A 20,576-nucleotide genomic window follows, 5' to 3' on the forward strand; every position below is an offset into this window, starting at 1 on the left:
TTCGTTTCCAGATTGCCTATTGCCAGTGCAAACTGCTTCAAAGTAACGCGGGTATAATGAAAACGCCTTTGGCAGTCATGTTTGAGTTGCGAGGATGAGACCGAATATCCCTTCATTGCAGAGTTTGCTTGCATTCGATGCGGCGTCCCGTCACCTCAGCTTCACCAAGGCGGCCCAGGAGCTGCACCTGACGCAGACGGCGATCAGCCACCAGATCCGCACGCTCGAGGAACGCCTGGACACCAAGCTGTTCGTCCGGCGCCGCAACATCCTCGCGCTGACGCCGGCGGGGAGCGAGTACCTGCGCTCGGTGCACGAGGCGATCAGCCTGCTCTCGGCCGCGACCGACCGCACGCGCAAGCGCGAAACGAAGGTCGTCCTCACGATCGCCTGCCTGCCCACGTACGCGGTGAAATGCCTGATTCCGGCGCTGCCGGAATTCCAGGAAGCCCATCCGGACATCACCGTCCACCTCAACACCAGCAGCAGCTTCGACGTTTTTACGCGCAACGCCTACGACGTCGCGATCCGCTACGGTTCCGGGCACTGGGGCGAGATGCGCGCCGACCGGCTGCAGAGCGAGGCATTCTTCCCCGTGTGCGCGCCGGCGCTGCTGGAACGCGCGGGCCCGTTCGCGACGGTGGCAGAGGGCCTCGCGCGCATGCGCCAGGTGCGCACCTATTTCTATTCGATGTACCAGGACGACTGGCCGGCCTGGCTCGAGGCGGCCGGCCTGGCGCACGCCGAATTCGACGGCGAGGCCGTCTTCCACCTGCAGCTGACGTCGCTCGAAGCGGCGCTGGCCGGCATGGGCGTGGCCATCGGCCGCACGCCGCTGGTCGACGCCGACCTCGCGAGCGGGCGGCTGGTCGAACCGTTCGCGCTGCGCGTGCCGTCGAGCTCCGCCTACTTCATCACGAGCCCGTCCGGCAAGGCGAAGCTCAAGCGCGTCGAAGTGTTCCGCGACTGGGCGCTCGCGCGCCTCGGGTCCGGTCCCCGGCAAGAACACCCATGGCCGGAACAGAAGGTCTCCTGAACGATCCATCCTTCCAGTCGATCGGCGCGCTGCTGCGCGCGCACGCCCGGCGCGACCCGCAGCGGCAGGCGCTCGTCGACGTCGCGACCCGGCACGGCATCGCGTTCGGCGAACTGGCCGATGCGGCCGACGCCATCGCGGGCCGCCTGCGCGCGCACGGACTCGCGCCCGGCGCGCGCGTGCTGCTGGCGGGCGCCAACGGCATCGACAAACTGCTGCTGTGGATCGCGACCTGGCGCCTGGGCGCCGTCGTGTGCCCGCTCGATCCCGGATTTTCGGGCGCCGGGGTCGTGCGCTCGGTGGCCGCCATCCTGCAGCCCGCGCTGGTGCTCGCGCCGGCCGGCGCCGACGCGTCCCCGTTCGCTGGCTTTCCGGTCCTGCGCCACGGCCGCTGGGGCGAGGACGCGGCGCCGGACGAACTGTCGCTGGCCACGGGCCCGGCGCCGGCCGGCCTGCCGGAAAACGGCCCGGGCGACCTGGCCAGCATCTGCTGCACCTCCGGCACCAGCGGCGAACCCAAGCTGCTGCTGTACGATCACGGCTGCTACTGGCAGAACGGCCTCGACACCATCGACACGATCGGCCTGACGGCCGCCGACCGCCTGCTCGAGTACCGTTCCTTCGACTGGTACTCGGCCCAGATCCTGAGCCTCATGCCCTGCCTGATCGCCGGCCTGACCCTGGGCGGGGCGCCGCGCTTTTCGCGGCGCAGCCTGCCCGGCTGGCTGCGCCGCGAGAAGATCACGGTCTGCGTCGGCGTGCCGGCGGTCGTCAACATCCTGCTGGAGGCGCCGCTGCCGCCGGCGACCCTGGCCGGCGTGCGCGCGATGACGTGCAGCAGCGCCCCGCTGGCCCGTCCGCAATGGGAGCGCTTCGAGGCGCTGTACGGCGTCGGGATCCTGAACCTGTACGGCTCGTCCGAGGCGGGCTGGATGTGCGCGAACCGCGCCGGCGCGCGCAAGGTCGGCACCGTGGGCCAGCCGGTGCGCCGCATCGCGTTCGACGTGCTGGACGCCGACGGGCAGCCCTGTCCGCCCAACCAGCCCGGCCAGGTCGTGGTCGCCGGCACCAAGCTGGCCCTTGGCCTGCTGCGCGCGGACGGCGGCGTCGATCCGATCCGCGGCGCGCCCTTCGCGATGCGCGACGCGGCCATGCGCGACGACGACGGCTTCGTGTGCATCCTGGGGCGCACGGACGACCTGATCATCCGCGGCGGCGTCAAGATCGTGCCGCAGGAAATCGAGGAAGTGCTGCTGGCGCATCCGGACGTGGCCGAGGCCGCGGCGCTGGGCGTGCCGGATCCCGTGTATGGCGAGGAGCCCGCCTGCTTCGTGGTGCCGCATGCGCACCGCGGCATCGACGTCGACGCGCTGCTCGCGTGGTGCGCCGCGCGGCTGCCGCGCGAGAAGCAGCCGAAGTCGGTGTCGATCGTGGATGCGCTGCCGCGCAACGCGCGCGGCAAGCTGGTGCGCGACGCGCTGCGGCGCCGCTGGTGGAGCGCCCGCACGGCGGGCGCGGACGAGGATCAGGCGGCCGGCGACTTGTAGGCCGTCATCTGCAGTTCGACGAGGAAGCCGTAGTGCAGCTCGGGCACCGGCACGACGGCGCGCGCGGGACGGTGATCGCCGAACACGTCGGCATAGATCCGGTTGAATTCCGGCCAGTTCTCGACGCCGACGATGTAGGCCGTGCACTGGACCACGGCGTCCAGGCCGCAGTCCGCCGCGGCGAGCACGCGCCGGCAGTGTTCGAGCGCGGCGCGCACCTGGCGCTCGAAATTGTCCGGACCGTCGGTCGCCACGCCCGGACCGGGCAGCATGCCGGACACGAACACGAAGCCGCCGGCCTCGATCGCCTGGGAATAATGGCCGGCCGGCGCCGGGCCCTCGGTGGTGAAGATCGCTTTCATGTCGGTCAGTCCTTGGGAAGGGGTTTGCCCACCGTCTCCGGCAGGAACGGGGTCAGCACGAGGCCGAGCAGGTAGATGCAGCCGACCGTGACGGCCGCGTGGCCGTAGCCGCCGAACTTCGTGATCAGCGTGCCGGCCGTCAGCGGGCCGGCCCAGGCGAGGAAGCGCGGCACATTGAAGCAGAACGCGATCGCGGTGCCGCGGATGCGGGTCGGATACAGTTCCGGCAGCCAGGTCGGCATCCACGTGTACTGGCCCAGGCTGAAGAAGCCGGTCACGATCGCCACCAGCAGCAACAGCCCCAGCGCGTGCGTCCACAGGAACAGCACGGGCGTCAGGATGAAGGCCATGGCGAAGAACAGCATCGTCACCGGCTTGCGGCCGTAGGTGTCGGCCAGGAAGCCCAGGCCGATGTAGCCCGCGATCGCGCCCACGTTGTAGACCATGCCGGCCAGGCTGGCCCAGGTCTGGGCCGACCCGCCCTGCGCCGCGGCCACGGCGCCGATGTACGGCGGCACCCAGGTCGAGATGCCCCACCAGCCGAGCGTCGTCGTCAGCGACATCAGCACGGCGATGATCGTGCGGCGGCGCAGGTCCGGCTGCTTGAGCAGGTCGACCGCGGTGAAGCGCGTCAGGGCCTGCATGCTGTCGTCGAGCCGGGCGCCGCTGCGCTCCAGCGCGCGCGCGGCGCGGCGTTCGCGGTCGACCTTTTCCCACTGTTCCGACTCGGGGATCCCGGCGCGCATCCACAAGGTGGCGAGGCCCGGCAGCACGCCGACCAGGTACATGTAGCGCCACGCGTGCTCGCCCGCATGGCTCATGAACAGCCACACGAACGACGCGGTGAAGAAACCCAGGCCCAGGCCGCACTGCATCAGGCCCGCGCCCTTGCCGCGGTGGCGGTCCGGCCACAGCTCGGCCGTCATCGCGGTGCCGGTCGCCCACTCCGACCCCATCGCCAGGCCGACGACGAAGCGCAGCGCGATGAACGACGGCAGGTCCCAGGAAAAGGCGGACAGGCCCGTCGTGATCGAGTAGGCGAGGATCGCCACCAGCATCATCTTCTTGCGGCCGATGTAGTCGGTCAGCACGCCGCCGACCAGGCCGCCGATGCCCCAGCCGAGCAGGGTCAGGCCGATCACGAGGCCGGCGTAGTACGGGATGCCGGCGTGCGTTCCCGGCCCGAGCAGCTGGCCCAGGGCCATGCCGATCGTCAGGATCATGGCATAGGTCTCGTAGCCGTCGAAGAACCAGCCGAGGTTGGACGCCAGCAGCGCCTTCCACTGCTGGCGGTCGATCGCGCGGTACCAGACCTGTCCGGCCCCGGCCTGCGCCGCGCCTTGCACGCGGTTGAGCATGTTCGTCTCCTTGTCGTCGTTATCCGCCGGTGCCCGCTCAGGCGGATTCTTTACGGCGCTTGCACGCAGCCAGCCTGACCGCGGAGACCACCTCCGGGTAAGTCGCGCAACGGCACAGGTTACCCGACAAATAGCTCTTGATGTCGGACTCCGACGGATCGGCATTGTGGCGCAGCAGCTCGCGGCTCATCATGATCATGCCGGAGGTGCAGAAGCCGCACTGGAAGGCGCCGCATTCGATGAAGGCTTCCTGCACCGGATCCAGCGTGCCGTCCGCATCGAGCTGCTCGATGGTGCCGACCGTGGCGCCGTCGGCCATGGCCGCGAGGTACAGGCAGCCCGACACGGTCTCGCCGTTGACGTCCAGCGTGCAGCAGCCGCACAGGCCCTGGCCGCAGCTTTCGCGCGCGCCGTACAGCGCGAAGTCGCGGCGCAGCACGTCGAGCAGGGTCTCGTGCGGCTGCACGCGGGTGCGGACCGGCGCGCCGTTCAGCACGAAGCGGATCTCGATGGTGGTGTCGCTCATGGTCATGTCTTCATTCCTCGGACAGGGGTTCGTTGCGGGCCGCGCACATGGCGCGGTAGACGGCTTCGGGCGTCAGCGGCAGCGCCGTCAGGCGCACGCCCACCGCGTCCTCGATCGCCTCGGCGATGGCGGAGGCGACGCCGAACGTCGCGCTCTCGCCCACGCCCTTGGCGCCGAACGGGCCATTGGCCTGGTGCGCGTCGACGACCTCGCGGCCGATCACCGGCGGGATGTCGTGAATGCCCGGGATCTTGTATTCGGAGAACGAGGCATTGCGCAGCTGGCCGGTGGCATCGAACTCCATCCGCTCCAGCATCGTGAGACCCAGCTGCATGATGGCCGCGCCCGAGATCTGAGTGTCGACCACCTTCGGGTTGAGCGGCGTGCCGCAGTCGACCACGTTCTCGAAGCGGACGATGCGGAAGTGGCCGGTCTCGGTGTCCACCTCGACCTCGACGCCGCAGCCGCCCACCATCCAGTTCGGCGTGATGTCCGGCGACTGTCCCGTCTCGGCATCCGGCTTCACGTAGCCGGGCATGAAGCTCCCGACGCCCACCACGTTACCGGCCGGCATGCCGTACTTCTTCTTCAGCAGGACGCCGGCGTCCAGGCGTCCGTCGGACGGCAGGCCCAGCTCGGCCGCCAGCGCGCGCATTTTCGCCAGCGCATCCTCGGCCGCGAGGCGCACCGCGTGGCCCATGTGGAACGTGGAGCGCGAACCGAGCGTCGCCATGTCGTACGGCGTCACGTCCGTGTCCGGGTGGATGACCTTGATGCGTTCGGCGGCGATGCCCAGCACCTCGCCCGCGACCAGCGCCATTGCCGTGTCGGACGCCTGGCCCATGTCGACCGTGCTCGAATAGACGATGCAGCTGCCGTCGCCGCCCAGGCTGACCATCGCGACCGACGTCGTCGGCGCCACCAGCGCCTTGAAGCCGATGCCGATGCCGCGCCCGCGTTTCACCGTGCCGCTGCCGTGGTCGAACGGCTCGTTCCAGCACAGGCGGTCGGCGACGCGGTCCAGCACCAGCTCGAGTGCGGCGTCGCGCATCACGGTACCGGTCGGGTGCTCGCGGCCGTCGCGCAGGATGTTCTTGCGGCGGAATTCGACCGGGTCGATTTTCAGCGCGCGTGCGATGATGTCGGCCTGGCTCTCGTACGGCCACACCACCTGCGGGATGCCGAAGCCGCGAAAGGCGCCGGCCGGCGGCAGATTGGTGTAGACGGCGTAGGAGTCGATCGACACGTTGTCGATCTCGTACGGGCCAGTCGCCGTGAAGCCGGACTTCTGCGTCACGCGCGGACCGATGTCGGCGTAGGCGCCGCCGTTCCAGTAGACGTCGCACTTGCGCGCCGTGATCCTGCCGTCGTTCGTCACCGCGGTCTTGATGCGCACCGTGGTCGCGTGCTTGGTGATGGTGAAGAACTGCTCTTCCATCGTCAGCGCGACGCGCACGGGACGGCGCGCCAGCAGCGCCAGCGCGGCCGCCAGCGCTTCCAGCTTGATGTACAGCTTGGCGCCGAAGCCGCCGCCCAGCAGCGCGGTGCGCACGCGCACCTGGTTCTCGGCCCAGCCCAGCAGGCGCGCGATCTCGATGCGCACGAAGGACGGGCTCTGCGACGCCGTGTGGATGGTCAGCGTACCGTCGCCCGCTTCCGCCACCGAGACCATCGGCTCGAGCGGCACGTGCATCACCTGCTGCGTGCGGAACGTGTGTTCGAACACATGGTCGGCGGCCGCGAACGCCGCGTCCGGGTCGCCGCGGCGCAGCTTGAAGTCGAGCGCCACGTTCGTGCCGCTGCGGCCCGCCAGGTGCTTCAGGTCGGGGAACGTGCCGGCCGGCTTCAGGGTGTCGTGCACGTGGACGCCGGAACTCGCGGCCTCGACCTCGTCGAACACGGCCGGCAATTCCTCGTAGTCGGCGACGATCAGGTGGGTCGCCTCCTCGGCCACGTGCGGGTCGCTGGCGAGGACCACGGCGACCGGTTCGCCGACGTAGTGCACCTTGCCGATCGCGAGGATGGGCTGGTCGTGGAACGCCGGGCCGTAGTATGGCACCGGGATCACGCGCAGGATGTCCTCGGCCGTGTAGACGGCATGCACGCCCTCGAGGGCGCGCGCGGCCTCGACGTCGATGCCCACGATGCGGCCGTGCGCGACCGTGCTGCGGAAGATCTTCGCGTGCAGCATCCCCGGCAAGACCAGGTTGTGGATGTATTCGGCGCGTCCGGTCACCTTGGCGCGCGATTCGAGGCGGTCGAGGTGGCGCCCGATCTGGCGTTCCGGTGCCGTCGCCGCGGCGGTATCGTTACGATTCATGCGTGTTCCTTTCCGGCCCCGCCCGCGAGCGCGCACCTGACGGCGCGTCCCAGGTAGACCGATAGCAGGTGTTTCTTGTAGCTGGCGGAGCCGTGCGGATCGCCGACGATGTCGAGTTCCGCGGCCGCCGCTTCGCCGGCCCGCTTCAGCACCGCGTCGTCGTGCGCCGCCGCGCCGCGCAGCAGCGCTTCGGCGCCCGCGAGGCGGGTCGGCCGGTCCGTGGCGGCCCCGACGAAGACGCGGGCGTCGCGGACCTGTTCGCCGTCGAGGTCGAGCACGACGGCCACGCCCAGCGCCGGCCAGTCGTGCGCCGCGCGCGTCGTGACCTTCATGTAGGCGCCGGCGCGGCCGGCCTGCGCCGGGACGTCGACGGCGGTGACCAGTTCGTCGCGCGCGAGGACCGTCTCGTAGTAGCCGGTCGACAGGTCCTCGACCGGCAGGGTTCTCGTCCCGTCCGGCCCCGTGACCGTCACCCGCGCGCCCAGCGCGGACAGCACGGGCGGCAGGTCCATGTGCGGATCGGCGTGAGCCAGGTTGCCGCCCACGGTGGCCACGTGGCGCACACGCACGTTGGACAGGGTGCGCAGGGTACGCGCCAGCATCGGCCAGCCTTCCCTGACGGCGACCGAGTGCTCAAGCGCCGACAGGCGCGCGAGGCCGCCGATGCGCAGCGCGCCGTCGGCCCCGACGCCCAGCCGCGCATGTTCCGGTTCGATGCCGGCCAGGCTGACGAGCCGCGTCGGACGCAGCACGCCCGCCTTCATCATCAGCATCACCGCCGTGCCGCCGCCGACCGGGCGGATGTCCGGGTCCTCGGGATCGAGGAGCGCAATCGCGTCCTGCAGCGAGGCGGGACGCGCGAGTTCGAAGGGTGCCATCGCTTACTCCTGTGTTTGCGTTGTCCGGCTGCGGGCCAGCAGGCCGCGCAGCGCGTCGGCGACGGCGTCGGTCTGTTCGAGCGGCGTCAGGTGGCGGGCGCCGGGCAGTACGTCCAGCGTCGAGCCGGCGATGCCGCCATGCAGGACCTGCGCCATCGCGACCGGCGTCGCGTAGTCGTCTTCGCCCACGAGGATGGCTGTCGGTACCGCGATGTCCGCCAGCAGCGCGCGGCCGTCGAAGTCGCCGAGCATCCCGCACGTGGACGCGAATGCCTCGACATCGTTGCGCAGGAAGGTGTCGACCGCGCGCGCGAGCACGTCCGGATGGGCTTCACGGAAGGCGTCGCTGAACCAGCGCGTGCTCTGGAAGCCGACCAGCGCGCGCAGGCCTTCGGCGCGTGCCTTGTCGGCCCGCTGCCTCCAGTCGGCCGGCGCGGTGGGGCCGTACCAGGCCGTGGTATCGAACAGGCCGAGCGCACATGTCGATCCGGGATGGCTGGCGGCGAACTGCAGCGCCACGCAGCCGCCCATCGACGCGCCGGCCACGACGGCCGGCCCGAAGCCGATCGCCGTACAGACGGCGCGGACGTCGTCGGCGAATTGCGCGGCGTGGTACGGGCCGGCAGGCTTGCCGGACAGGCCGTGGCCGCGGCAGTCGACGGCGACGATGTCGGCCTCGCCGGCCAGCCGATCCGCGACCGGCTCCCAGAACAGGCCGTCCATCGCGAGGGAATGCAACAGCAGGATGCGCTGCCGGCTGCCGCGCCGGCCGAAGCGGCGGTACGCGATCCGCGTCCCGTCGCCCGCAGCGGCAAAGGCGGGGCCCGCAGGGTGTGTATTGCTCATTGGTGGGTTCTCCATGACGTCATCGATGTCGGTGATGCTGGACATATTGATGACGCACCGCGGCGCCCGCAAACGACGATTCCTCATGGCGGGCATGAAAATATTTCATCGTTTGCACGACCGGTCCCGCCGCTACACTCGCCCCATGGACAACATCGACCTGGAAGTGCTGAAGGCCTGCGACGCGTGGCTGGCGGCGGGCCAGCCCTGTGAATACGTGACCGTGGTCCGGACCTGGGGCTCGAGTCCGCGGCCGGAAGGCGCCACGATGGCGATCCGGACCGACGGCATGGTCGTCGGCTCGGTCTCGGGCGGCTGCATCGAGGACGACCTGATCGCCGCGGTGCGCACGCACGGCATCACCCGCAGGCGCCCGGAAGTCGTCACCTACGGCATCTCGGCGGACGAGGCGCACCGCTTCGGCCTGCCCTGCGGCGGCACGATCCAGCTGGTCGTGGAGCCGCTGGGACCGCACAGCCGCATCGCGGAACTGCACGCGCTGGCACGGCGCCGGGTGCTGACGCGGCGCACGCTCGACCTGGCGACGGGCGGCGTCACGCTGGCCCCGGCCCGCCCGGACGACCGGCTGCGCATGGACGACCGGGCGCTCGCCACCGTGCATGGACCGTTGCTGCGTATGCTGATCATCGGCGCCGGCCAGCTGTCGCAATTCCTGGCGCAGATCGCCGTCGGGCTGGAATACGAAGTGACCGTGTGCGACCCGCGCGAAGAATACCGCGCGAGCTGGAGCCTGCCGGGCGTGGAGGTCGTGCACGCGATGCCGGACGACCTCGTGCTGGAGATGAAGCTGGACAGCCGCAGCGCCGTGATCGCCCTCACCCACGACCCGAAACTGGACGACCTCGCGCTGATGGAGGCACTCAGGACGGACGCGTTCTACGTCGGCGCCATCGGCTCGCGCGCCAACGACGCGCGGCGGCGCGAACGCCTGCGCGCGTTCGATCTCACCGGGGACCAGGTCGCGAAGCTGCACGGCCCGATCGGCCTGTACATCGGCAGCAAGACCCCGTACGAGATCGCGATCTCGATCCTCGCGGAGCTGGTCGCGGTGAAGAATGGCGTGGCGCTGCCTGCGCAAATGTCCGTGGCCGGCGGCAAGGCGCTGGCGGCCGCCTGAGCCGGCGTCACGGGCGGTACGCACCGGCGCACTGCCGCAGCTGCTGCAGCTCGTGCAGCACGCGGGTGAAATGGATGATCCAGCGGCTCCCGATGTCGGTCGGTTCCATGCGCGGGCCGCCGCGCACGAAGACCGGCTGCCCCAGGTCGGCCTCGAGCCGCGCAATGGCCTGGCTGACCGCCGGCTGCGACACGTCGGCCAGGTGCGCCACGTCCGGCATCCGCCCCAGCAGCGCGAGCGCCACGGCCAGTTGCAGGCGCCGTTCGTTGAACAGCGCCGACAGCGCGGCGACGGGACCGGTCCGCTGACACGAATCCAGCGCCTGGGCATGGACGGCGGCCAGTTCGTCCCGGATCCTGCGGGCCCGCGCCAGCACGCCGGCGCCGGCCGGCGTCAGCCGCATGCCGCCCACCGTCCGCTCGAACAGCATCACCGCGAGGATGCGCTCCATGCGCGCGACCGCGCGGGTGGACGTCGCCGGCGAGCGCGCCAGCACGAGGCTGGACGGGCGGATGCCGCCGCTCTCCGCTACCGCGCCGAACGCGTGCAGCTGGCGCAACAGGTCGTCCTGCATCGCTACGCTCCGCCCGGACGTCCGGTTACAGCGGCGCGAAGCCGTACAGCGCCGCGGGGTTGTCGACCAGGATCTGCTTCTGGACGCGCCGGTCGTCCGTGAACGCGTGGAACAGGTCGACCAGCTCGCCATCGTTCGGCATGTCCTTCGAGATGTTCGGATGCGGCCAGTCGGTACCCCACAGCAGGCGCTCCGGCGCGGTCGCGATGAGCTGCCGCGCGAACGGGATCGCGTCGTGGAACGGCCGTTTGCCGGCCGAGACGCGCTCCGCGCCGCAAATCTTGACCCAGGCCAGCGGGTTTTCGCGCATCAGTTGCAGCAGCATCTGGAACGGGCGCTGTTCCAGCCCGTGCTCCGCGCGTACGCGCCCCATGTGGTCGATCACGAACGGCACCGTGATCTTGCGCAGCATGGCCTGCTGCTGCGGGATGTCCTCGGCGTCGAAGTGCAGCACGATGTGCCAGCCCAGCGGCGCGATCCGGCGCACCATCGTGTCGATGACCGCCACGTCCGGCACGCCGCCGAGATGCCTGACGAAATTGAAGCGGATGCCGCGGATGCCGCCCGCGTGCAGGTCGGCGAGTTCATTGTCCGTGATGTCCGCCCGCACGTTGGCCACGCCACGGTACGCGCCGTTGCTCGACCGGATCGCATCCAGCGTCACCGCGTTGTCCGTGCCATGGCAGCTTGCGTGCACGATCACGGCGCGGGAGATCCCGAGGCGGCCATGGAGCGCGCGCAGCGCCTCGACCGGCGCATCGGGCGGCGTGTAAGTGCGGTCCGGTGCGTAGGGGAAGCGGTCGGCCGGCCCGAACACATGGCAATGGGCATCGCAGGCACCAGGCGGCAGCCGGTGGGTGGGCTGGACGGGATGGGGATCGGGAGGCAGGCAAGATTTCATGTCGGTGATTCCTGGTGATTGAGTCTGTCCGTCGATTGTGCCGCTCGCCTGATACCCATACAATGGCAATACCTAACTAGCTTCTATGCACTTTTTGCATATCCGAACCCATGAACCTCGACCAGCTCGAAGCCTTCGTGCACGTCGCCGAACTGAGCAGTTTTACGCGCGCCGCCGCCATCCTCGACCGCCCCCAGCCCGCGCTGAGCCGGCTCGTGCGCCAGCTCGAAGTAGACTTGCGCCAGAATCTCCTGCGCCGCAACGGACGCGGCGTCGTGCTGACCGAAGCGGGCAAGGTACTGCTCGAACACAGCAAGGGCATCCTGCGCCAGGTGGACGCGGCCCAACATGCCCTGAAGAACCTGCAGGGCACACTCGACGGGGATTTCAAGATCGGCCTCGCGCCAAGCGTGGCGCGCTTCGCGACGGTGTCGCTCGTGCGCAGTTTCCACGCCCAGTTCCCGCAGGCGAAGATCACGGTGTCCGAAGGTTTGTCGAGCTATCTGGGCGAATGGCTGGCGATGGGACGGATCGACGCCGCCATCCTGTACGACACGGGCGAGACGCCCCTGGTCGACAAGCGCCCGCTGTTTTCGGAAGAGATGTTCCTGATCAGCCGGGCCGGCGCCGACGTCCCGTCCGCGATCCCGTTGAAGGCGCTGCCGCGTTACCCGCTGATCATTCCGGGCCGCCAGCATACGATCCGCACCCTCGTGGAGATGTGCGCCGCCGAACGGGGCATCCAGTTGCAGATCGCACTCGAGATCGATGCCGTTCCGCCGATCCTCGACCTGATCGACGAGGGCTACGGCCACGCCGTGCTGCCGCTGAATGCCATCCTCGCGGATCCGCGCCAGCGGCGCTTCCGCTGCACGCGCATCACCGAGCCCGGCATCCTCGGGCGCATGGCCATCGGCACCAGCAACCAGCATCCGCTGTCGCGCCTGGCCACGCGCGCCGTGGCCATGCTGGAAAGCGAGATCATTCCTCTCTACGAGGCGCGCCAAAAGCACATCGACGCCTACCTCGGGTAGCGCCAGCCTCGTTCAGAACAGGTGACGGATGCCGACGGCGACGCTGTTGCCCTTCACCCTGCCGGCGACGTGGTCGTACAGGTACGTCGCGTACACGTCGGTGCGGCGCGACAGGTAGTGGTCGTACCCGAGGGCGCCGGTATCGTGCGTCCCCACGTGCGCCGCGGGATTGTCGACCGTCGTCCGGGCCCACGATGCGAGGATCGATCCGCCCTTCGTGACGGGAACCGAGGTGCCGAGCTGCCAGGTGCGTGACCTGACGTTGGTGACGGCGTTGTCCGTCGCCTGCGCCGATGCGTACAGCTTGGCCCAGCCGGCATCGTGGGCGACGCCGGCGAGATACGCCGTCTGTTCGGTCGACGGCGCGACGGCCGCCGTGCGCACGCGCTGCGCCGAGAAGACCGCGACGAGCCTGTCGCGCACATAGCGGACGTGGATGCCGGCATTGTTCACGCTGCTCTTCCCCGCGACCTCGCCAGGCGCATAGATCAGCGTGGCAGCGAGTCCGTCGATGGTCGGCGCGACGTACTGGATCGCGTTGTTCCACACCGTGTCGCCGATCACGGTGTTCCCGAACGCCGCCACGTAGCTCTGCACGACGAGCGGCGAAAAGACGACGGACGCGCCGAACGGGTTCACCATCTGCATCGACACGTAGTACGGCGACGTGTGCCGACCCAGCGTGACCTGGCCGAAGCGCCCCGCCAGGCCGACCCAGGCGCTGCGCGAGAAGCCCGTCGGGTCGGCGGCGCTGCGGCCCGCGCCTCCCGTGTCGGGCTGGAAGAACTGTTCCAGCTGGAACACGGCTTTCATGCCGTCGCCGAGATCCTCGCTGCCGCGCACGCCCCACCACGACGTGGTGAGACCGCCGGAACCGACGACGGTCGCCCGGTTGACGTTGTCGCTGCGCTTCATGCTGCCGACGTAGCTGCCGATGAGGCCATACAGCTGGACGCCGTCGGCGGCATGGGCGTCGAGGGTGCCGGCGAGGCCGGCGCTTGCGAATAAGACGGCAACGAGCCGGCCTGCGGCCGTGCGGTGCGGGCTGCACATGGGTTTGTCTCCTCTGGATTTGTTTTATTCGCGGTTCAGCACGCGGTGCATGGTCTCGACGTCGAGCGCCTTTTCCCATTTCGAGATGACGATCGTCGCGACGGCATTACCGATGAGGTTCGTCGGGGTCATGCCTTCGGACAGCAGGCGGTGCACACCGAGGATCAGGGCGACGCTGGCCACCGGGATCGACCCGACCGTCGACAGGGTCGCCGCCAGCACCACGAACGCGGCCCCGGCCACGCCCGCCGCGCCTTTCGACGTCAGCAGCAGTACGCCGAGCAGGACGATCTGCTGCGTCAGGTCCAGCGGCGTATTCGTCGCCTGGGCGAGGAATACGGTGACGCTCGCCAGGTACAGGCAGGTGCCGTCCAGGTTGAACGAATAACCGGTCGGAATGATCAGCCCCACGACGCTGGGCTTGCAGCCGAGCTGCTCCATCTTCGTCAGCATGCGCGGCAATACGCTTTCCGACGACGTCGTCGCGAGGCAGACGAGAATCTCCTCGCGCAGGTAGCGCATCAGCTTGAACAGGCTGAAGCCGCACAGGCGGGCGATCGGGGCGAGAATGCCGAAAATGAAGATCAGGCAGGTCACGTAGAAGCAAACGAGCAGGTTGCCCAGCGACAGCAGGGCCGACGCCCCATATTTCCCCACCGTGAACGCGATCGCGCCGAACGCGCCCAGCGGCGCCGCCCACATGACGATGCCGACCATGCCGAAGAAGACTTTCGACAGCCCTTCGAGCAGCCCGATGACGGGTTTGCCGACCTCGCCGGCACGGACCAGCGCGCAACCCAGCAGCACGGACACCAGCAGGACTTGCAAGATATGACCTTCGGACAACGAGCCCACCATCGTGGAGGGGATGATGTTCATGATGAAGGGTACGATGCCGGCCTCGTGGCCTTGCGCCACGTAGTTCTGGATCGAGTGCGTATCGAGATTGGACGCGTTCACGTTCATGCCCGCGCCCGGCTGCCACAGGTTGACGACAATCAGCCCGACCGCCAGTGCGATCGTCGTCATGACCTCGAAATACAGCAGGCCTTTCAAGGCCACGCGGCCGACGCGCGACATGTCGTCCATTTTCGCGATGCCCAGAACGACGGTACAAAAGATGATCGGGGCGATCAGCATGCGGATCAGCTTGATGAAGCCGTCGCCCAGTGGTTGCATCTTCGTACCGAGGCCCGGGAAGAAGTGGCCCAGCAGGATGCCGAGCGCCATCGCGACCAGGACCTGTATCCACAATTGTCGATACCAGCGTCGGGCGACCGGCACAACAGCGCCGGCAGTAGTTGTCAGCATTTCATGTCTCCTCTGGATATTATTGGCTGTGTAAGGTCCAATTTTGTCCATGGGGCAGAAAACAAACAATGACAATATCGCGCTAGCTGATATGTTCAATACGAATACCGGTCATGCGTCGCGGACCGGACTGGCCGCGCGAAAGCGCCGGCCTGATCGACATGGACCGCCGCGCATGGCATGCGCGGGCGCGGTCATGTCATCATTTCGCCGCGACGGCCCCGGTGGCGACCGGTGCGACGGGATTGAAGCGGCGTGCCAGATCGGGCGTCGACATGACGTCCGCGGCACCGGCGGCAGTCTTGTCGACCTCGACGCCGAGCACATAGGTCGGGCCGAACATGTTGGTGCGGAACACCACCATTTTCTTATCCGGTGTGAACCGGATGTTTGGCTCGAGGTGGTAGTTGTGATGCGCCATGTTGACGAGCCGCTCCGGCCGGAACACGCCGGGCTGCCAGAAGTCCTTCTGGTTGATCGCGCCCGGCCCGAGCACTGACTGCGGCCGGAGCAGCACGATCCACTCTCCATCGGGCGCATGCGCCACCTGGCCAGGGTCGCCGCCGTCGCCTGCGAACAGGGTGCCGTCGTTCGATACGTTGAAATGGATCGACCAATCGTTGCGCTCGAGCTGGTATGCCGTCCGCCGGCCCGTCTCCAGGTTATAGCCCGCCACGTAGAATGCCGCGCCTTTCGGATACTGCCAGTCGTACCAGACGGTCTTGCCGTCCTGTCCCCAGAACTCGTGCCCGGCGATTTCCATCGCCATCGTACGGCGGTGAATGAGCGTGTTGGCGGAGCCGTCCGTCCGGATCGTCCATATCCGATCCACCTTTTGCCATGGGCCTTCGTGGCAATACATCAGCAGGCCCGGATCGGTAGGCGAAAACAGCAGGTGATTGATCCAGTCCGTCGACCGCAACAACCGGGTTTCCTTGCCACTCTTCAGGTCGATCGTGAACAGGACGAGCGGAATGCGCGCGGCGAGCCGCCGCTCCATCATCTCGCCCTTGTTGCGCGGCTGGTTCAGCGGGCCGCCGGGAGCGTCCTGGCGTGCCTTCGCCTCGCCCTTTATCTCATACGTGCCGGCCGCGAGCGTGTCGTCGGCATTGATGCTGTCGATCTTGTAGCCGGCCGGTACGTCGACGAGCTTGCGCACGACGCCCGTATCGAAGTCGACCTGGTTCACCGACGTCGCATGGGTTGCCGGATCATCGCTGAGAAAGAACACGACGTTCGACTTGCGTCCGACAGCGATCGTCCGGGTCGCCATCCGGTCACCGTGGTTAGCCACCAGCAACCGCGTCTTGCGTGTGACGAGGTCGAGGCCGTGGATACCGTCCGGCGCGTTATACACCATCCACTTGCCGTCCGGGCTCACCGCCGTATAGTTGAAGTACAGCGACGCGGAATCCGGCTCCGGGGTCAGGCGCCAGACGCGGTGCCCGGTATCCTTGTCGACCCAGGTGGACGGAAGCGTATCGGCCAATGCGTGTGCGCCGATACAGGCGGCAGCGATCACGGCTGCGCGAAAAATGCGGGACCCGAACATGAAGACTCCATTGTTTGCAACGAAAACCAGATTGGAGATTCATTATGAAACCGTTGACTGGACGGAAGTGCTCAGCGTGATGATTGACTTGTTCAAGTCCGCGAATTCGCAGCGCTACGACCCGGCACTGAACTGGAGAGCAGTGCGCGCGCCACGGATGCCATCCGAGCGGAACTGTCCCACAAGTGCAACAAGCCGGTCGGCCTGCCGTTGCAGGCTGTCCGCCGCCGCCGCCGCTTCCTCGACAAGTGCCGCATTCTGCTGCGTGATGCCGTCGATCTGCCCGATCGACTGGTTGATCTGGGCGAGGCCCGCGCTCTGTTCGGCACTGGCCGCCGCGATCTCGGCGATCGTGGCCGTGACGCGGCGCACGCTGTCCACGACGTCGCCCATCGTCCTGCCGGCCTCGCCGACAAGCGCCGTGCCGACGCCCACCTGCGCCGCCGCGTCGCCTATCAGGCCCTTGATCTCCTTCGCCGCCGCGGCACTGCGCTGCGCCAGCGTACGCACCTCGGCGGCGACGACGGCGAAACCGCGGCCCTGCTCGCCCGCGCGCGCGGCCTCCACCGCCGCGTTCAGTGCGAGGATATTCGTCTGGAACGCGATCCCGTCGATCACCGCGATGATGTCGACGATCTTGCGCGACGACGCCTCGATCGAGGCCATCGATTCCACCACCTGGCCGACGACGACGCCCGCACGGCCGGCGATGCCGGAGGCCGTGGCGGCCAGCTGGTCGGCCGTGCGCGCATTGTCAGCGTTCTGCCGGACAGTGCCCGTCAATTCCTCGATCGCGGCCGCCGTTTCTTCCAGCGCGCTGGCCTGGCTTTCGGTACGGGCCGACAGGTCGAGATTGCCGCGCCGGATCTCGCCGCTCGCGACGGCGACGTCGCCGGAACTGCCGCGCACCTGCGCCAGCACGTCCTGGATCTTCGCGATGAAGCGGTTGAAACCGTCGGAGATCGTCGCCAGCTCATCGTTGCCGCGAACCGGCAGGCGGCGCGAAAGGTCGGCGTCGCCGCCGGCCAGCGCCGTCATCGCGGCACCGAGATCGCGCAACGGCCGCGTCAGGCGATGCAGCACGGCGACCAGCACGGCCGCCGCGATGGCCGCGCACCACAGCGCCGCGACCACGGTGTGGCGCACCAGTTCGCGCGCGGAAGCCGTCGCCACGCTCTCCGGAAATGACAGCCTGACGGCCCACGGCGCCGCGCCATATCCCAGCCGCAGCGGCTGCAGCAGGTGGATAGTGCCGGCCGCGTCGCGGTATTCGTACGACCGGCCGGCGCGCACGCTCGCCAGGCCGGCGGCCGGGATATCGTCCGCCTTTGCGCCATTGCGCGCCGTGGCGGGATGGCTCGCGTATGTGCCCGCGTTCGAGACGAGCGCCAGGCGGCCGCCGTCGATCGTCTTGATGCCCTTGAGGATGTCGCCCAGGCGCGACAGCATGAAGTCGGCGCTGGCGATGCCCTGGAAGCGCCCCTCGATGAGGATCGGCGCAGCGAGGGTAGTCATCAGCACCTTTTGTCCGTTCACCGCGTAGAGGTAAGGCTCGCTGAAATAGGCGTGTCCGGTGTCGCGCGGCACGTTGTAGACATCGATGGCGGCGTCGGGCACGGAGGGCTCGACGTTGATCGTGCCGCCGGGCCCACGGCTGAAATACGGCATGTAGCGGCCGGTGTCGTCGTACTCGGGCTTCTTCCCGGCGAACTCGGCGTCCCTGCCGTCCAGCGCGTTCGGTTCCCACAGGACGGCAGCGCCGACGAGATCGTCGGACCCCAGCAGCGTGGCCTTGACGAGGGTGCCGACCTGCGGCCGCGTCAGCGCCATGCCTGCACCGCGGCTTGCCGCCATGCCGGCCGCCAGGTTGCCGACGGCGGCCAGGCTGGCGCCGAGGCGGCTTTCCAGGGCATACGCGGCTTCGTGCGCGGACGTGCGCGCCTGGCGCATGGCCGCCTCCTCCGCCGCCCTGCTGCCTTTCACGCCGATGACGGTGGCCGTGGCGGCCAGGCTCAGGATCACAAGTGCGGTGGCGGTGGCGCAGATGCGCGCGTTCAGGGACAGGGAGAGTCGGGGCATGGGATCGTCGGAGGCGGAATGGGTGTGAGCCATTCTAGGCATCAATACAACGGCAGCAGTATCGAAAATCGGCAAGGCTGCCGACGCCTGCGCGCTCCAGTGAGGCGCAGGTCTGCCAGTTTTCGATAACGGTGCGCCCTTCCCCACGCCGATACTGGCATCAACAACGGGGCGGCGCGTGCCGCCCGACCGCAGTCGAACAAGGTGCATCATGATCAATATCGAAACAGCGACCTATTACACGGCAACCAAGAAATACGATCTCAGCTTCCCCAGCCTCGAGGACGACATCGACGTCGACATCGTCGTCATCGGGGGCGGCTTCAGCGGCGTGAACACGGCGCTCGAGCTGGCGGAAAAAGGTTTCAAGAACATCGCCCTGCTGGAGGCGCGCTATCTCGGCTTCGGCGGCACGGGCCGCAACGGCGGCCAGATCATGGCCGGTATCGGCCACGACCTCGACAAGATCAGGAAGGACGTCGGCGAGGACGGCGTGCGCGCGATCTTCGAGATCAGCGACCAGGGCGCCGACATCATCCAGGCCCGCATCGACAAGTACGGCATCATGGCCGACTTCTGCCACGGCTACGGGTACATGGGCTACAACGCGCGCCAGGCCAAGACCCTGCGCGCCTGGGAAAAGGATTTCAAATCGCTGAACTCGCGCCACGAGATCCGCTACCTGGAAGGGTCCGAGGTGAAGAGCATCATCGGCTCCGACGTCTACGGCAGCGCCCTGCTGCACATGGGGGGCGGCCACGTCCACTCGCTCAACCTGCTGCTGGGCGAAGCGCTGGCGCTGTCGAACCACGGCGCGAAGATCTTCGAATACTCGCCGGCCGTGGAAGTCATCTACGGCGACCGCGTCAAGGTGCGCACGGCCAAGGGCAGCGTCACGGCCAATAAGCTGCTATGGGCCTGCGACAGCTTCCTGAACCGCATGGAGCCGGAACTGCACCGCTCGACCATCAATACGTACGCGTTCCAGTGCATGACGGAGCCGCTGTCGGACGAACTGATCGAGCGCATCAGCCCGATCCGGGGCGCGTACAGCGACATCCGCCCCGTCATCGACTACTACCGCGTCACGAAGGAAAACCGCCTGCTGTTCGGCTCGGCCACGCCGCTGATCGACCACCTGCCGAAAGACCTGAAGGAATGGAACCGCCGCCTGATGCTGAAGGTATTTCCGTACCTGCGCGACGTGAAGATCGACCTTGCCTGGGGCGGCCCGATGGCCTGCGGCGCGAACCTGTTTCCGCAGATCGGTTCCCTGCCGGGCCGGCCGAACGTGTTCTACGTGCAGGCTTACGCGGGCTTCGGCGTCACGCCGAGCCACATCATCTGCAAGATCCTCGCCGAGGGCATGGCCGAGGGCTCGCCGCGCTACGACCTGATCAGCTCCATACGGCGCGCGACCGTCGTCGGCAAGGACCAGTTCCGTCCCCTCATCTGCACCGCCGGCAAGACCTGGCACCAAGTTTCCGGTTACTGGACCGGTCGTCGTTAATCGAAAGGATATACACACATGAGCATCACCCGTATCACCACCTCGCTGCGCCAGCAGGACATGCACCCGATCGGCTCCATCACCAACCTCGGCGCCACCGTCGAAGCGGGCGACGTGCAAGCCTTCGCAACAGGCACCTTCGGCGGCCCGACCGACCCGGTATCGGCCGGCTACTTCGGCGTCACGCACGGCACGTTCCGCATGACCTACCCGTTCAACGAGCAGGCCACGGTCGTGCAGGGCAGCGTCAAGCTGACCGACGTCGCCGCCGGCGCGTCGGTGACGTACCACGTGGGCGACAGCTGGTTCGTCACGCAGGGCACCGAAGTCCTGTGGGAGATCCAGAGCGACTTCTTCGTCAAGCACTTCTTCGCGGTCGTCGACAAGTAATCGGCCGCGCCAACGAAAACTTCCCCACTATTCTTCCTCCAGAAAATAGTGTTCGGCCCGCCCTCACCGGCGGGCTTTTTTTACGTGCGTCGCGTGCACGGCATCCCGCATCTGTGCGATGGACAAGCGCCGGCAACCGTACGATGATGATCTCGAAGGAC

Annotated in this window: 18 protein-coding genes; 6 read left to right on the plus strand and 12 right to left on the minus strand. The window is 68.2% G+C overall.

Translation table 11 applies throughout. The features are described from left to right. The first annotated feature begins 94 nt into the window (after window positions 1-94). Both gcvA and ACEN9H_RS18870 read left to right on the plus strand, forming a co-directional pair. Window positions 95-1,036, plus strand: a complete 942-nt coding sequence (gene gcvA, locus ACEN9H_RS18865) for a transcriptional regulator GcvA (RefSeq protein ID WP_413671640.1) — start codon at window positions 95-97, stop codon at window positions 1,034-1,036. Next, window positions 1,012-2,583 (plus strand): class I adenylate-forming enzyme family protein, encoded by a 1,572-nt coding sequence (locus tag ACEN9H_RS18870; protein WP_413671641.1) that lies wholly within the window; start codon window positions 1,012-1,014, stop codon window positions 2,581-2,583. Before gcvA ends, ACEN9H_RS18870 begins: the two co-directional genes overlap by 25 nt. Here the strand turns inward: ACEN9H_RS18870 and ACEN9H_RS18875 are convergent. From ACEN9H_RS18875 to ACEN9H_RS18900, 6 genes are read right to left on the minus strand one after another with little or no spacing between them, the layout of a single operon-like run. Then, entirely contained in the window at window positions 2,562-2,945 is a 384-nt protein-coding gene (locus ACEN9H_RS18875; protein WP_413671642.1) for a RidA family protein, read from the minus strand. The two genes, ACEN9H_RS18870 and ACEN9H_RS18875, sit on opposite strands and share 22 nt — an antisense overlap. A 5-nt stretch (window positions 2,946-2,950) precedes the next feature. Further along, window positions 2,951-4,303 carry an MFS transporter gene (locus ACEN9H_RS18880; protein ID WP_160408875.1) on the minus strand — a complete coding sequence of 451 codons (1,353 nt, stop codon included), beginning with the start codon at window positions 4,301-4,303 and terminating at the stop codon, window positions 2,951-2,953. Between the two features lie 37 nt (window positions 4,304-4,340). Next, window positions 4,341-4,829: a (2Fe-2S)-binding protein gene (locus ACEN9H_RS18885; RefSeq protein WP_160408873.1), complete on the minus strand. Its 489-nt coding sequence runs from the start codon at window positions 4,827-4,829 to the stop codon at window positions 4,341-4,343. A 10-nt stretch (window positions 4,830-4,839) separates the two neighbouring features. Further along, complete coding sequence (locus ACEN9H_RS18890) at window positions 4,840-7,149, minus strand: xanthine dehydrogenase family protein molybdopterin-binding subunit (RefSeq protein WP_413671643.1); 2,310 nt, start codon at window positions 7,147-7,149, stop codon at window positions 4,840-4,842. Then, window positions 7,146-8,027 carry an FAD binding domain-containing protein gene (locus ACEN9H_RS18895; RefSeq protein WP_413671644.1) on the minus strand — a complete coding sequence of 294 codons (882 nt, stop codon included), beginning with the start codon at window positions 8,025-8,027 and terminating at the stop codon, window positions 7,146-7,148. Before ACEN9H_RS18895 ends, ACEN9H_RS18890 begins: the two co-directional genes overlap by 4 nt. Before the next feature lie 3 nt (window positions 8,028-8,030). Further along, the gene (locus tag ACEN9H_RS18900) at window positions 8,031-8,873 is read right to left on the minus strand and encodes an alpha/beta fold hydrolase (RefSeq protein WP_413671645.1); all 843 of its coding nucleotides are present in this window, start codon (window positions 8,871-8,873) and stop codon (window positions 8,031-8,033) included. 145 nt (window positions 8,874-9,018) lie between these two features. Between ACEN9H_RS18900 and ACEN9H_RS18905 the strand changes: the two genes are divergently transcribed. Further along, window positions 9,019-10,011 carry an XdhC family protein gene (locus ACEN9H_RS18905; RefSeq protein WP_413671646.1) on the plus strand — a complete coding sequence of 331 codons (993 nt, stop codon included), beginning with the start codon at window positions 9,019-9,021 and terminating at the stop codon, window positions 10,009-10,011. Window positions 10,012-10,018: 7 nt separating this feature from the next. Here ACEN9H_RS18905 and ACEN9H_RS18910 read toward each other — a convergent pair whose 3' ends face one another. Together ACEN9H_RS18910 and ACEN9H_RS18915 are read right to left on the minus strand one after the other, a co-directional pair. Continuing rightward, entirely contained in the window at window positions 10,019-10,585 is a 567-nt protein-coding gene (locus tag ACEN9H_RS18910; RefSeq protein ID WP_413671647.1) for a LysR family transcriptional regulator, read from the minus strand. A gap of 25 nt (window positions 10,586-10,610) precedes the next feature. Next, complete coding sequence (locus tag ACEN9H_RS18915) at window positions 10,611-11,486, minus strand: amidohydrolase family protein (protein ID WP_371771152.1); 876 nt, start codon at window positions 11,484-11,486, stop codon at window positions 10,611-10,613. A gap of 110 nt (window positions 11,487-11,596) precedes the next feature. On the opposite strand from ACEN9H_RS18915, the gene ACEN9H_RS18920 reads away from it, so the two are divergent. Then, window positions 11,597-12,520, plus strand: coding sequence for a LysR substrate-binding domain-containing protein (locus tag ACEN9H_RS18920; protein ID WP_413671648.1), 924 nt, complete (start codon window positions 11,597-11,599; stop codon window positions 12,518-12,520). Window positions 12,521-12,532: 12 nt separating this feature from the next. Here ACEN9H_RS18920 and ACEN9H_RS18925 read toward each other — a convergent pair whose 3' ends face one another. From ACEN9H_RS18925 to ACEN9H_RS18940, 4 genes are all read right to left on the minus strand, one after another. Next, the gene (locus ACEN9H_RS18925) at window positions 12,533-13,573 is read right to left on the minus strand and encodes a porin (RefSeq protein ID WP_413671649.1); all 1,041 of its coding nucleotides are present in this window, start codon (window positions 13,571-13,573) and stop codon (window positions 12,533-12,535) included. A 24-nt stretch (window positions 13,574-13,597) separates the two neighbouring features. Then, a complete protein-coding gene (gene dctA / locus ACEN9H_RS18930; RefSeq protein ID WP_413671650.1) occupies window positions 13,598-14,884 on the minus strand; it encodes a C4-dicarboxylate transporter DctA in 1,287 nt (428 codons plus the stop codon). Between the two features lie 202 nt (window positions 14,885-15,086). Continuing rightward, the gene (locus tag ACEN9H_RS18935) at window positions 15,087-16,436 is read right to left on the minus strand and encodes an oligogalacturonate lyase family protein (protein WP_413671651.1); all 1,350 of its coding nucleotides are present in this window, start codon (window positions 16,434-16,436) and stop codon (window positions 15,087-15,089) included. A gap of 114 nt (window positions 16,437-16,550) precedes the next feature. Continuing rightward, complete coding sequence (locus ACEN9H_RS18940) at window positions 16,551-18,515, minus strand: methyl-accepting chemotaxis protein (RefSeq protein ID WP_413671652.1); 1,965 nt, start codon at window positions 18,513-18,515, stop codon at window positions 16,551-16,553. A gap of 211 nt (window positions 18,516-18,726) precedes the next feature. Here ACEN9H_RS18940 and ACEN9H_RS18945 point away from each other — a divergent pair, with 211 nt between their 5' ends. Together ACEN9H_RS18945 and ACEN9H_RS18950 are read left to right on the plus strand one after the other, a co-directional pair. Next, window positions 18,727-20,025 (plus strand): NAD(P)/FAD-dependent oxidoreductase, encoded by a 1,299-nt coding sequence (locus ACEN9H_RS18945; RefSeq protein WP_413671653.1) that lies wholly within the window; start codon window positions 18,727-18,729, stop codon window positions 20,023-20,025. An 18-nt stretch (window positions 20,026-20,043) separates the two neighbouring features. Further along, a complete protein-coding gene (locus ACEN9H_RS18950) occupies window positions 20,044-20,415 on the plus strand; it encodes a cupin domain-containing protein (protein ID WP_413671654.1) in 372 nt (123 codons plus the stop codon). Window positions 20,416-20,576: the final 161 nt, after the last annotated feature.

Origin of the sequence: Massilia cellulosiltytica (assembly GCF_047325105.1) — a bacterium.
Taxonomy (GTDB): Bacteria; Pseudomonadota; Gammaproteobacteria; order Burkholderiales; family Burkholderiaceae_D; genus Telluria; species Telluria orientalis.